The organism is Candidatus Methanoperedens nitratireducens (assembly GCF_900196725.1).
Lineage (GTDB): Archaea > Halobacteriota > Methanosarcinia > Methanosarcinales > Methanoperedenaceae > Methanoperedens > Methanoperedens nitroreducens_A.
Window position 1 is genome coordinate 1 of sequence record NZ_FZMP01000196.1, and the last position, 12,925, is coordinate 12,925.

A 12,925-nucleotide genomic window follows, 5' to 3' on the forward strand; every position below is an offset into this window, starting at 1 on the left:
TAGAGTACGACCCGAATCCTAGCGATCTAGGCGGAGGCAGGTTGAAGCGTCTCGAAAGGGGCGTTGAGGACCGCAAGCGTTTTTGATTTGCAAATCATTCGCGTGATCCCCGTCTAGGAGTGAAAGGCTAATCGAGCTGGGTGATAGCTGGTTCCTTCCGAAACATGTCGCAGCATGACCTTGCTGGAGATCGTCGGCGAAGTAGAGCACTGATTGGGGAATACCTGGAGGGAAACCTCTAGCTCTCCTGTCAAACTCCAAAATCGCCGTCATCGTAGAAGGCGGGAGTCCGCACTGGTGGGTAAGCTAACAGTGCGTGAGGGAGACAACCCAGACCGTGGTTAAGGTCCCAGAGTGTCGGCTAAGTGTAAACACAAAAAGGGTGTCCCAAGCCCTAGACAACTGGAAGGTGAGCTCAGAAGCAGCTATCCTTTAAAGAGTGCGTAACAGCTCACCAGTCGAGGTTTGGGGCCCCGAAAATGGACGGGGCTCAAGCCGACCACCGATACCACGGGGCACCGAAAGGTGATCCTGTAGGAAGGCGTCTCGTTTGGGTAGAAGCAGGGCTGTGAAGTCCTGTGGACCATACGGGAACGAAAATCCTGGCAATAGTAGCACCAAAGTCCGGTAAGAATCCGGACCGCCGTAGGGGCCAGGGTTCCTCGGCAATGATTGTCAGCCGAGGGTTAGTCGATCCTAAGTCGTACCGTAATTCGAATACGACAAAAGGGAAACAGGTTAATATTCCTGTACCATTCAGTCTTTCCCGCAAGGGACTGACGCATCCGGGTAGATCAAGCAGGCATGCCTGCCTGTCCAAGCGCGGAAACTGGTGGAGAACCGTAATGGTGAGAAGCCGGTGAAAGCGTGATGGCTCAAGTTGATTGATTCCAGGTGCCCGTGAAAAGGTGACTGAATGCTCGTACCAAGAACCGACACTGGTGCCCCTAGTTGAGAAGACTAAGGCGTGTCGGCATAAACTGGCTAAGGGAATTCGGCAAATTAGCTCCGTAACTTCGGGAGAAGGAGTGCCTGCCTTGAAGAAGGCAGGTCGCAGTGACCAGGGAGCACTGACTGTCTAATAACAACATAGCTGACTGCCAATCCGTAAGGATGTGTACAGTTGGTGAATCCTGCCCAGTGCAGGTACCTGAAAACCCGGTACAACGGGACGAAGGGCCTGTAAACGGCGGGGGTAACTATAACCCTCTTAAGGTAGCGTAGTACCTTGTCGCTTAATTGGCGACTTGCATGAATGGATCAACGAGTGCTCTACTGTCCCTAGTCAGAACCCGGTGAACTTTACGTTCTAGTGCAGAGTCTAGAGACCCCTTAGGGGAAGTGAAGACCCCGTTGAGCTTTACTGCAGCCTGTGGCTGGGTTGTGGTCTTGGATGCGCAGTGTAGGTAGGAGGCGTCGATACCTTACTTTCGGGTAAGGTGGAGCCGACAATGAGACACTACCCTTCTGAGACTACGACCCTAACTTGGAGACGAGGACACCCATAGGTGGGCAGTTTGGGTGGGGCGCCACGCCCTTGAAAAGATATCAAGGCGCCCAAAGGTTGATTCATGCGGGTCGGAAACCCGCAGTAGAGTGCAAGAGCATAAGTCAGCCTGACTGGATTTCACACAACAAGAAATCCCGGGACGAAAGTCTGGTCTAGCGAACCACTACGCCTTCTTGGTGAGGGCTATTGACTACAGAAAAGCTACCACAGGGATAACAGAGTCGTCGCCGGCAAGAGTACATATCGACCCGGCGGCTTGCTACCTCGATGTCGGTTCTTTCCATCCTGGCTGTGCAGCAGCAGCCAAGGGTGAGGTTGTTCGCCTATTAAAGGAGATCGTGAGCTGGGTTTAGACCGTCGTGAGGCAGGTCGGTTACTATCTATAAGGGGTGTTTTGAGGTCTGAGGGTAAGTTGCATTTAGTACGAGAGGAACTGTGCAACGGTGCCACTGGTGGACCTGTTGTCTGGCAAGGCAACGCAGGGCAGCTACGCACTAAAGGATTAAAGCTGAAAGCATCTAAGCTTGAAACCTCACCTAAAAAGAGACCTCTCAGGACTCTCGTAAAAGACGAGTTTGATAGAGTCGGGGTGTAAGCACCAAGGTGACGAGGTGTTCAGCCCGCCGACTACTAACGTCCACGCTAGATTTTGTTTTGCTACATTCGGGCGATATTCAGATTGTGTATGATACATGGATTACGTTGTGCTCGTAAAAATCCGCACATGCTCGCAGAGCATTTGTGCGCATTGAAGCGGGTGCGACGCTTACCGTCATAAGAGAGTATAGCGGCCAAAGCGGCGGGGAAACACCTGTACCCATTTCGAACACAGCAGTTAAGCCCGTCTACGTTCTGCATTGTACTATGATGTGCGAACTCTAGGGAACTGCAGAAAGCTGCTATGCTCACTTATTACTACTAATATTACTACTAATTTTTTGTATAATAACAGAATTAAAGCATGGTTATATGATAAATGACTTGTCTGAAGGAATTTTTCAACAAACAATGGATATGTGGATAAATCCAGAGATAGATAAAAGAAAAAAAGAAAACATGCTACCCTCTAATTTTAAACTTAAAGCAGCACAGATAATCTTTTCTTTAGATAGAGGTTGGAATAAAGTTAGATTGAATGATGAGGTCAAGGCAATTGCTCAATGCAAAATGAATATCCCAAAAAATAAGGACGAACCTTGTTATGAACACGAAATTGAGGATATAGAATCGATAGAGTTAACAGAACAAGACCCTAATTGTGCTCATATAACTTTAATGTTGTTTAAGGAAAAATGGTACGTTGCATTCGATTTTAGATACAATAAAAAGAGGATTAAAGAACATATTGAGGCATCAAGAGAATTTTTAGATAGCGCCAAGGATAATCTATCAAAAAATCGATTAAGACCTTTTTTTGAAAATTCTTTTGCATGTGCAGAACTTGCCGCAAAAGCAATTCTATTGCAGCTACCGGATAAAGAAATACTTCATGGAAAAGATCACGATTTGAAAGTTATGAGGTTTCAAAACTGGGCAACTTTAGGAAATGTTAAGTTTGAATATTCTACTATATTAAATAAATTGAATAGTTTACGACCTTCTGCAAGGTATCTTTGCTCTACTGAATTTAAAAAAGAAGATCCCATGAGAATTATTGAAACATTAAATGAGATGATTAGTTTTGTAGAGAACAGTCTTAAATTAAGTGGGTGATGATTCACAATGTCTCGATGGCGCATTAGTAAAGGACAGGCGATAGACCTCCAAACCTGGGCACTTGAAGAAAGTGGAACTAAGGAGTTCCTTGATACACTCCCAGAACTTCCGAAAAAGGGCAAAATAAAACCCGGACTTTATGTAAGCTATGAAATTGATGATTCAGAGCTTGACGGAGGCATTGACTGGCCTGATGTAGGTGTTGCCACTGTATTTGCAGTCCTAAAAAATGGTCGTAAAGAATTTATCGGGGAAGTTCGTGCTTATAATTGGGAAGCTATATGGCTGAGCACAACAGATTTTGATGAGGTCGATGACCCGCAGGAATGGTGGACATGCATAAAGGACGCTTATGAGCGATTTAAGAAGACCGAAAGCAGTTGATGATATTAAACGCGAGTTTGTAGAAGACTATGACAGAACGAAAGCCGCCTCAAACGAAGCCAAAAGAATCACGACATTACTTTTTCTTGAACCCTTATGATGATATGGCTTTTACAGTTTGCCCGAAATGTGAAGGAAAAACCAAAATTAGAAAGTTTTGCTTACTTATTCACATCGAGTCCAGGCATTTATTATCTCTTAACAAGTCCTGCCGATATTGTCCCGGCTGTGATCTGATTATTGTTAGAAAAGCAGACTTAGAAAGACTTCTTGCAGCCTTTTTTGAGCAAAATGCGCCGGATATTATTGGCAATGAATATTTTGTTTACGGCACAATGGATAAAAAGGATTGGAAAAATGTAAAGACGGGGAAGATGAGTGCCAATGATATAATCAAATGTTTATACCCTTTTAAGGATATTTGGGAGTTTGAAGTGGTTCCTGGAGGGTGGTATCCTGAAAGTCGGAAGAAAGCATGAAATTTTTCGGGAGAAATTTAGTTCAACGAATTATTATTAAGCATCAATTTAAAATTAGATATTTTGTTAGCTCAAAAATCAAATCTCCGTAAAACACAGCCACGAAAAACCCTAAAGTTATTGAAATCATAAACGGCAGTCCCGGAGTTACCCAAACCTCCTCTTTAATCAAGCCTTTTTCAGAAAGAGCCTGAAGCTCAGAAATCACTTTTTCATTAATCTCCACGCCGCCCCGTTTAAAATTCTGTTTAACATTGCCTTCTATCTCTTCAAAATTCTCTATCAACTTGATATGCCTGCCTGCAAGCTCTTTAATTTTAGCTTTATAACCTATGAAAATATATGCAGGCTTATCGATATGCAATCCCATCTTAGCCAGATTATATGTAGCTAACCCAAAAGGGACTATAATTGTTAGCAGGACAGCATTTCCGAATATGCCGAATGCAAAAAGATCAATTAAAGGCTCATTCAACGGGAAATTAATCCCTAAAACACCAAATTTTGGATAAGCGGGGAGGATTATTGATAGTACAATAAGCGATTTGGCGTCGGCACCTCCGAATGTGCCCAGTTGAAAAATAATATAAACAAAAACGAAGATCAATCCGGCTGAAATCAATACGCGGGGGATGTATACATATCCCAACCTGTAAATATCATAAAATACAAAAAAACTGCCGACAGCCAACATTATCAACCATAGTTTATTTGTAACGCGGCGCGTTTTAATATCTGAATAACATGAGTATATCAGGAATGGTGTGCAGAATAATATTTTTAAAATATCCAGCATATTCTTTTAATTGTTTTTTATACTTAAAATATTATCTGGTCAAAAAGGTAAACTATATAGACAAAACCACCGATATACACTTCTTTCATGCCGCCGTGGCTTAGCCCGGCAAAGCGGCTGATTCGTAATCAGCAGATCGAGGGTTCAAACCCCTCCGGCGGCTTTCTAAATAAACAAAAAGCAGGTGAGCTCCATATAATCTCCATTGAAAACCTCTCAAAAGCGTTCGGCACCAATATAGTACTCCGGAGCATCAATCTCAAGATAGAGCAGGGAGAATTCCTGACAATATTCGGTCCTAACGGCGCGGGGAAGACAACTCTTATAAAAATAATCTCCACCCTTGTAAGCCCCACGGCAGGCAGGGTCACTATAGATGGTATAGATATCAAGGAGAATCCAATCGATATCAGGAAGAAAATCGGCGTGATATCTCACGAGACATACCTGTACCATGAATTGACCGCTGCCGAGAACCTGCGGTTCTTCGGGAGGATGTACGATACAAAGAATATCGAGTCCCGGATAGATGAACTGATAAAACAGGTAGGGTTGGGCTACAGGAAGAACGACCGTGTGAGGACGTTCTCCAGGGGAATGAAACAGCGCCTCTCGATAGCGCGGGCGTTGATACACGACCCGCCCATACTTTTACTCGATGAGCCGTACACAGGTCTTGACCAGCATGCAAGCGCCACTTTTGACAGGATACTTTCCGGCACGAACGCGCACGATAAGACCCGTGTGCTCATCTCCCACGATATAGAGCGGGGCATTGCAATGTGCGACCGTGCAATCATCCTGACGAATGGCAATATTGCACACGAAATGAGCAAGACCGAAATCCACGACCTGGTGCAGTGCAGGGCGATATACGAGAAACATGTAGTGGAGCGCGCATGAAGTTCCTTGAGATAGCAGGTAAGGACCTGAGGGCAGAGTTCCGCACAAAACAGATGCTCAATTCCATGATGATTTTTGCGCTTCTTGTGATAGTTATATTCAGCTTCGCGTTCGGGAACGAGGCATCGATATTCATACAGGGCATAAATAAAAAGGTCGTCGATCTGCTCGCGCCCGGAATACTGTGGATCGCATTTACCTTCGCCGGGATGCTCGGTCTTTCAAGATCATTTGCAAGCGAAAAAGAGGAAGGCTGCCTTGAAGGTCTGAAGCTTTGCCCAGTGGACAGGAGCGATATATACAATGGAAAAGTCCTGTCCAATGCCGTACTGATGTTCCTTATGGAGATCATAACCATACCTGTTTTTGCCGTACTTTTCAGCTATGATATAAAAAACATTACCGGCATGCTGCTGGTCGTGGTTCTGGGAACTTTCGGATTTATCTTTGTGGGCACGCTTCTCTCGGCTTTAGCTGTAAACACAAGGACGCGTGAAATCCTGCTTCCTGTAATCCTGTTCCCTGTGCTGCTCCCCGTGATACTCTCAGCGGTGACAGCAACGGGGACTATGCTCGCATCGGGTGAGATTTCCGATATAGCAGGCGAACTTCAGATACTTGCGGTCTATGATATAATTTTTTTCATAGTAGCGCAACTGGTATTCGAATACACTATTGAGGACTGAAACCAATATCGTTATAAAGATTGCTGTTATAAATAAGATAATTACAACTCATGTAAAGTGAAGAAGATATGTTAAAAAAGATACTTTTTGCATTAACCGCGGTGCTGATGATAATCTCCATATATGCGGTGTTTTCAGATTATTCCCCCATTCCGGTAAGCGTAAAAAATGCCCCGGGAGACCCGGCAAACTTTAAAATATTCTATTTCCACCTCCCGATTGCAATATCATCCTATCTTGCTTTTGCCGCGGTGTTCATTTCAAGCGTTTTATACCTGCGGGGCAAACAGCAGAAATGGGACATAACAGCGCTCTCCGCTGCTGAGATTGGCGTTATTTTTGCCTTCCTGACCCTTGCCAGCGGATCGATATGGGCAAAGTCAGCCTGGGGGGCATACTGGGTGACGTGGGACGTAAGGCTCAATACATCGCTTGTCCTGTTTTTGATATACCTGGCTTATCTGATGATACGGCAGGCTGTAGAGGAACCTGAGAAAAGAGCCAGATTATCAGCCGTGTTCGGGATAGTAGGGTTCGTCGGAGTGCCGCTCAGCTACATGTCCATAAGGCTGTGGAACAGGGCTACGATGCACCCTGTCGCTGAGCTGAATTATTCCACATACAGTCCGCTGCTTATCACTTTATTGGTGAACTTCGTAGCTTTCTTCCTGCTTGTAGCATCGTTCATTGTATTGAGAATAGATAACGAGCGGATGAAAGAAAAAATAAACGAGCTAAAAAGGGTAAAAAACCTGTAAAATTACGCGGCTACAGAGCCGGGTTCAGCCTCTATCTCTGTCTTTCTGACCTCTACCCTTCTCAGTGGATAAATCGGTTTAACATCATGGTAAATGCCGGCTGAGAGCTTTCCGGTCACGATTTCCTGAACGAACTGCGCCATATCCAGTTCTTTGGCTCGTGACATTATGACATTGTTCATTATCTGGCGTATCTCTTTTACCTGGTTTGCCCGCGCTCTTTTTATAGTGAAACATGACGGCTTTACTCTTATTGTGTAGTCATCCCTGGTCTTTACCGAGATATTTGACTCTACACTCGATGTCTGTCTCTTTACGAGCGAGCGCAGGTAGTCCTGCGTGAGCTGGTGACCTACGAATTTAGTATATGCCGAGTCGCCCCCGACACTGTCCACTTTCAGGACCAGTTTTATGTTCTGTTTTGTAAGGTCGTTTGTCAACTCTCCGAGGGTTACTTCAACCACCCGTCCGACCAGTTTTTCAGGCACATCAGCCACGGTTTCTCCGATATTCGCTTTTCCGAACATTTCAGGTGCAACTAAGTTGTACCATTGCTTGGATTTCCATCCTTCTGCTTTTGCTACTGCCAAATAATTTCCTCCAGATCATTAGGATTAAAGTTGTGAATATTCACAAATCAAATGCTTAATAAAGCATTCAATACTTAATACTTTTGGATACGGCGATTTATATATTAAAGAACGACACCCTTATGTTCAATAAGGATAATTCAGCACAGCCCCACGCGGGGGTAACCAAGCGGCCAAAGGTGATAGACTCAAGATCTATTCTCGCAGGAGTTCGAGGGTTCAAATCCCTTCCCCCGCATCTTATTCAGAATTCTCAGGTAAGGATTTTCCCCATTATCCCCAGCGCCCTCCTCAAATTCTCTTCCGAGGTCGCATATGATATCCTGATATGCCCCTTCCCGTTCTCACCGAAAGCCGCCCCCGGGACAACGATAACCCCTTTAGTTATCAGCTTCTGCGGCGTATCCTCATCCGCGACCTCAGGGAACGCATAGAACGCTCCCTGCGGCTTCACGCAATTTATTCCCATGCCGTACAATCCATCAAGCAGCAGGTCTCTTCGCGCTTTGAAGCTCGCGCACATCTCTCTCACGCAGTCCTGCGGTCCCTCAAGCGCTGCCAGCGCAGCCTTTTGCGCTATCGAACAGGCGCACGCCTGGATGTACTGGTGCACCTTGAGCATCTGCTCGATATAATCCTTACGCGCGGCTGCATAGCCGATGCGCCAGCCGGTCATGGCGTATGTCTTGGAAACGGCATTGATCGTTATGACATTATCAGTGAACTGTGCAGGGCTGACGTGCTCTCCATCATAGATGAAATGCTCATAGACCTCATCCGAAATTATTGTAATGCCGGTATCCTCAGCTATCTCAGCCAGCGCTTTTATCTCCTGCTTTGTCTGGACAGTGCCGGTTGGATTTGAGGGCGAATTTATGATAAGTACCTTAGTCCTGGGCGTGATACATTCGTTCACTTTTTCCGGTTCTACTGTGAGTTCATCTCCAAGAGGTACGCCCACGACGTTTCCCCCCGCCATCCTCGTCAGGGCCGCATAAGAAACAAAACCGGGGTCGGGAACCAGGACATCGTCACCCTTGTCAATAAGGGCTGCCAGTGCAAGATGAAGCGCTTCTGAGGCACCGGATGTGACTATCACCTCATCAGGCGCAACTTCAAAATGATTCTCCCGCTCGAATTTCCTGCACAGGGCAGAACGCAGTTCCGGGATTCCAAGATTCATGGTGTAGGCGGTAAAACCCTGGTTGATAGCCTCGATAGCCGCTTTTTTTATATGGAGAGGGGTATCAAAGTCAGGCTGTCCGAGACCAAGGTTAATGGCGTTCGGTCCTGCCCCTTCGAACATCTTGCGGATACCGGAGATATCGATGCTTTTTACCCTTTCTGAGAACATGTATATCACTCGAATACCGTGTGCCTTTTCTTCAACTCAGCTTCGCTGGCATCGGTCCTGACCATCATTTCCGATATAACGGCATCAAGAAAAACGAGCGCAGATATCTCAAAAACTGTCCCCAGAGGCGCTAATTGCGGGTATCCTATCATCCTGCGCTCGTGATAGTTCTCATAAATCACATCATCTTTCGGGCGGCCCGGGATTACAACGACGATATCCGATATCTTACCGAGGGAAGAATCCTTATTTGAGGTTATTGTAGCCAGTTTTGAGCCTATCTTTTTTGCGATCTGGCCAAGACCCGCTATAGATGTAGTCTCACCTGAACCGGATACTGCGATCACCAGGTCTTCCACCTGTACCGCAGGAGTCGTGGTCTCTCCTACAACGTACACGTTGAACCCCATATGCATCAGCCTCATTGCAAAGGCCCTTGCTGCAAGACCGGATCTGCCTGCGCCCATAAGGAATATCCTTTTTGCGTTCATGATACTATCAACAAGGGATGTCACAGAATCCGTATCCAGGTTCAACGCTATTCTTTTTATATGATTTGCAATAAAATTCATCGATTCGATAGTAGCTTCACAATCTTTTTTATCGCCGTTCATGCAGGTACCTATTTTATTCTACAGCCTTATATTCGATTCGCTTAATAACCCAGTCATCAAGCTTTTTTAACTCACCATGCACCAGGATTACCATGTCAAAGTTCCCATTCCAGTGGAGGATCTTTCTTACATCCCTTTCTTTTAACCGGTTAAAGATCGAATTTGCAAAATGAGCCAGTGCGATTCTTTTTGAGAATGGCAGGTTGAATATGGCCCTGTACCCGCCCCTGGATTTTGCATATGATATTAAAGTATAGCCCATGCTTTCGTACTTCGAGATCGTATTAAAATCGCATACTATTTCCAGTTCATAACTTATAGAGGAATCAATATTGGATATCCCGAAAAGGACATGCCGTATAATAGATTCACTGACCTGCCTGCCAAACCAGAGCGTGATCTTGCCCTGGGTGCAGGAGATTGTTACGTCATCCCGACCCATCTCCACAAGAATTACATCTCGCCCTTCCTGGAAATAAATCTCGTTCTTTGATACCATATGTCCATCCATGGGCTCTTTCATTTACCTCAGCGGTATGATTTTTTTAAAGCAAGCACAGTACCGCACCTGTGCAGGCTTCCGGTTCAAAACATCATTAAATGTATTTTCCTATCAGATCGCCGAGCTTCTTTTTAGTCTCAACAGGGATCTTATCTGGCGCTGTTAATATTGCCCCTGCTAATGAATTTGCACAAACACAGTTCCTCTCAAGAGGTATCCTCGTAATAGCCTCCTTGATAACGTTGCGGACCGCTTCCTCGTTCTTCATTGCATTCTCGATCACGGTCTCTATGGTGACGTCATCCTCGTGCCATACATCATAATCAGTCACAGTTGCGATCATGCCATAGCACATCTCCGCTTCCCTTGCTAATTTCGCTTCCGGAAGCGCGGTCATACCTATTATGTCAAATCCGAGCTTCTGGTAGACCTTTGATTCCGCCCGCGTGGAGAACTGCGGTCCTTCCATGCAGACATACGTCCCCTTCCTGTGCACTCTGTATCCGAGGCCGCCTGTAATATCCGCCAGTATGGAGTTCATCTCAGGGCAGAACGGGTCTGCAAAGCCGATATGGACAACGACCCCGTCTTCAAAGAACGTGCTGTCGCGTATTCTTGTCCTGTCAAATATCTGGTCGGGGATCACGATATCAAGCGGCTTGAGCTCAAGTTTAAGGCTTCCTACCGCAGAGGCTGAGATTATTCTCTTTACGCCGAGCTTCTTGAGAGCAAGGATATTTGCCCGGGAATTCAATTTGCTCGGGGAAATCCTGTGCCCTTTACCATGCCTGGGGAGGAATGCGACATTAATATCCCCGAAAGAGCCGAGCGTAATAGCATCCGACGGCTTCCCGAAGGATGTATTTATCTCAACTTCCTTCACGTTATCAAGCATGGAGACGTCATATACACCGCTTCCTCCGATTATTGCTATGTCTGCCTGCATAATTCATGCTCCTTCGTACATCCATGTTTTTTGGCCTGAAACTGTTTTTGTTTTAAGTATCCCTCTGCGGACCATCTCCTGCAGTATTTCCTCTATCCGGTTCGGCTGGGCTATCTCAAAACTGATAGGGTCGATATTATGGTATTTCAACAGCCCCGACCTGATCTTTTCAACTGTCCATTCGGAGAGTTTCTCCTTTGCCATAAGACGTGATATTATATCAATCATGTCCTCGATGAAATTCCAGGGATATACTATCCATGCCCACTCTTCCACGACCTCGCCGACGTAATCGGGTTTTACATCGGATGTGTACAGGTACTGGAGAACTGCGGTCCTCACCTCGGCAGGATCCTGCCCGGAAACATACTCCTTTGCATGCACGATGCTCTTGCCCGTATCCGTGATGTCATCTACGATAAGCACCTTTTTGCCTGCCACTGCGTTATTTGCAAGAGGGTATCGTATAGCAGGTCCGCTGCCGGCTGTGGCTGTGCCTGTATAATGCTCGATCTTGAGGCTTGTCAGGTCATTGAGCCCGAGAAAATCGCATAATACCCTTCCCGCGAACCAGCCGCCGCGAGCCAGCGCGATTATCGTATCAGGTTTGTAACCCGAGTTCTTAACATCGTCGGCAACGTGTCTGCAAAGATCGTAAATATAGTCCCAGTTCGTTATGACGCATTTGAATTTATCCGGAAGTACCATATGGTTTCCACCGCATCGGAAACGTATTACTATGAGATATATTTTTTGTACCTTTATAACTTGTAATTTTTATAAAAACCTCTAAAAAATACGTAGGCGCATGACTTTTTTGGACCATGCTTTCATTCATGATAATGATTAATATGAAATAAGTATTTCTACAAGTAATACTATATTATCCACTCGGTGTTTAGCTATGGCAGATAAAAAGCAGACCAAAACTGAAGCAACTGATTCCAAACGAGTCCCTACAGGAATACCGGGGTTTGATGAATTATGCGGCGGGGGGCTGCTCAGGAACAGGACATACCTCCTGTCAGGGGCGGCCGGTGCAGGCAAGACCATATTCGGTCTCCAGTATATTTACAACGGCATTACGAAGTACGGGGAGAACGGCATATACATTGCCACAGAAGAGCGCCCTGAACAGGTAAGGGAGCATGTCAAACAGTTCGGATGGGATTTTGAAGCTCTGGAAGATGAGGGTAGACTCGCGATACTTGATGCATGTTCAACTAAAATAGGCATACCTTCGCATGAGAAGTATGTCGATGTCAGGCCTTTCGATATGCGCTCGATGATGGACCAGGTCATAGCGATACAGGAAGATATTGATGCAAAAAGGGCGCTGGTCGACGGGACCACGTCCATAGGTTTTTATCTCCAGGATCCGGCAAAGATAAGGGTGGAACTGCTGAAATTGAGCACTACCCTTGAGATCCTCGGATTGACCTCATTGATGACATGCGAGATCACGGATGAGAACTCTGTCAGTCGTTTTGGCGTCGAGACCTTCGTCACTGAAGGTACTGTCCTGATGTACTATAAACGGGCAGATGCCGTAAGGGTACGCAGCATCGAGATATTCAAGATGAGAGGTTCAAACCACAGCCAGAATATCCATCCCTATGAAATAACCTCAAGCGGAATAGTGGTACACCCGCACGAAGAAGTTTACACAGGTTAATTTTAATTTTTT

The 12,925-nt window shown here is 45.7% G+C and carries 14 protein-coding genes, 2 tRNA genes, 2 rRNA genes and 1 pseudogene; 11 read left to right on the top strand and 8 right to left on the bottom strand.

The annotated features are described in order from the left end of the window. The 5 genes from MNV_RS13010 to MNV_RS13030 form a co-directional block, all read left to right on the top strand. A 23S ribosomal RNA gene (locus MNV_RS13010) occupies positions 1–2,163 on the top strand; the annotation flags it as partial. 130 nt (positions 2,164–2,293) lie between these two features. Then, a 5S ribosomal RNA gene (rrf, locus tag MNV_RS13015) occupies positions 2,294–2,415 on the top strand. 64 nt (positions 2,416–2,479) lie between these two features. After that, the gene (locus tag MNV_RS13020) at positions 2,480–3,223 is read left to right on the top strand and encodes a HEPN domain-containing protein (protein ID WP_096206392.1); all 744 of its coding nucleotides are present in this window, start codon (positions 2,480–2,482) and stop codon (positions 3,221–3,223) included. A 9-nt stretch (positions 3,224–3,232) separates the two neighbouring features. Continuing rightward, positions 3,233–3,610, top strand: coding sequence for a hypothetical protein (locus tag MNV_RS13025; RefSeq protein WP_096206393.1), 378 nt, complete (start codon positions 3,233–3,235; stop codon positions 3,608–3,610). Positions 3,611–3,639: 29 nt separating this feature from the next. Beyond that, positions 3,640–4,089, top strand: a complete 450-nt coding sequence (locus tag MNV_RS13030) for a hypothetical protein (protein WP_096206394.1) — start codon at positions 3,640–3,642, stop codon at positions 4,087–4,089. A gap of 43 nt (positions 4,090–4,132) precedes the next feature. Here MNV_RS13030 and MNV_RS20820 read toward each other — a convergent pair whose 3' ends face one another. After that, positions 4,133–4,564, bottom strand: coding sequence for an A24 family peptidase C-terminal domain-containing protein (locus tag MNV_RS20820; RefSeq protein ID WP_257000067.1), 432 nt, complete (start codon positions 4,562–4,564; stop codon positions 4,133–4,135). 27 nt (positions 4,565–4,591) lie between these two features. After that, positions 4,592–4,885, bottom strand: a pseudogene (locus MNV_RS20825) (A24 family peptidase); the annotation flags it as partial. A gap of 89 nt (positions 4,886–4,974) precedes the next feature. On the opposite strand from MNV_RS20825, the gene MNV_RS13040 reads away from it, so the two are divergent. The 4 genes from MNV_RS13040 (at position 4,975) to MNV_RS13055 (ending at position 7,232) form a co-directional block, all read left to right on the top strand. After that, positions 4,975–5,048, top strand: a tRNA-Thr gene (locus MNV_RS13040). 89 nt (positions 5,049–5,137) lie between these two features. Next, entirely contained in the window at positions 5,138–5,788 is a 651-nt protein-coding gene (locus MNV_RS13045) for an ABC transporter ATP-binding protein (RefSeq protein ID WP_257000068.1), read from the top strand. Continuing rightward, on the top strand, positions 5,785–6,474 hold the full coding sequence (locus MNV_RS13050) for a heme exporter protein CcmB (RefSeq protein ID WP_096206397.1): 690 nt from the start codon (positions 5,785–5,787) through the stop codon (positions 6,472–6,474). Before MNV_RS13045 ends, MNV_RS13050 begins: the two co-directional genes overlap by 4 nt. A 68-nt stretch (positions 6,475–6,542) precedes the next feature. Then, a complete protein-coding gene (locus MNV_RS13055) occupies positions 6,543–7,232 on the top strand; it encodes a cytochrome c biogenesis protein (RefSeq protein WP_096206398.1) in 690 nt (229 codons plus the stop codon). Between the two features lie 2 nt (positions 7,233–7,234). On the opposite strand, the gene MNV_RS13060 is transcribed toward MNV_RS13055, so the two are convergent. Next, positions 7,235–7,822: a 30S ribosomal protein S3ae gene (locus tag MNV_RS13060; RefSeq protein ID WP_096206399.1), complete on the bottom strand. Its 588-nt coding sequence runs from the start codon at positions 7,820–7,822 to the stop codon at positions 7,235–7,237. 155 nt (positions 7,823–7,977) lie between these two features. Here MNV_RS13060 and MNV_RS13065 point away from each other — a divergent pair. Next, a tRNA-Leu gene (locus tag MNV_RS13065) sits at positions 7,978–8,060 on the top strand. 15 nt (positions 8,061–8,075) lie between these two features. Here MNV_RS13065 and MNV_RS13070 read toward each other — a convergent pair. The 5 genes from MNV_RS13070 to MNV_RS13090 all read right to left on the bottom strand — a co-directional run bounded on the left by MNV_RS13070 (position 8,076) and on the right by MNV_RS13090 (position 11,946). Then, positions 8,076–9,176: a pyridoxal phosphate-dependent aminotransferase gene (locus MNV_RS13070; protein WP_096206400.1), complete on the bottom strand. Its 1,101-nt coding sequence runs from the start codon at positions 9,174–9,176 to the stop codon at positions 8,076–8,078. A 5-nt stretch (positions 9,177–9,181) separates the two neighbouring features. Next, a complete protein-coding gene (gene hxlB / locus MNV_RS13075; RefSeq protein WP_096206401.1) occupies positions 9,182–9,790 on the bottom strand; it encodes a 6-phospho-3-hexuloisomerase in 609 nt (202 codons plus the stop codon). 13 nt (positions 9,791–9,803) lie between these two features. Continuing rightward, a complete protein-coding gene (locus tag MNV_RS13080; protein WP_257000059.1) occupies positions 9,804–10,313 on the bottom strand; it encodes a hypothetical protein in 510 nt (169 codons plus the stop codon). Positions 10,314–10,386: 73 nt separating this feature from the next. After that, positions 10,387–11,238 (bottom strand): S-methyl-5'-thioadenosine phosphorylase, encoded by an 852-nt coding sequence (mtnP, locus tag MNV_RS13085; RefSeq protein WP_096206402.1) that lies wholly within the window; start codon positions 11,236–11,238, stop codon positions 10,387–10,389. 3 nt (positions 11,239–11,241) lie between these two features. Then, entirely contained in the window at positions 11,242–11,946 is a 705-nt protein-coding gene (locus MNV_RS13090) for a phosphoribosyltransferase (protein ID WP_096206403.1), read from the bottom strand. A gap of 196 nt (positions 11,947–12,142) precedes the next feature. Here MNV_RS13090 and MNV_RS13095 point away from each other — a divergent pair, with 196 nt between their 5' ends. After that, positions 12,143–12,913 (top strand): ATPase domain-containing protein, encoded by a 771-nt coding sequence (locus MNV_RS13095; RefSeq protein WP_096206404.1) that lies wholly within the window; start codon positions 12,143–12,145, stop codon positions 12,911–12,913. Positions 12,914–12,925 lie beyond the last annotated feature (12 nt).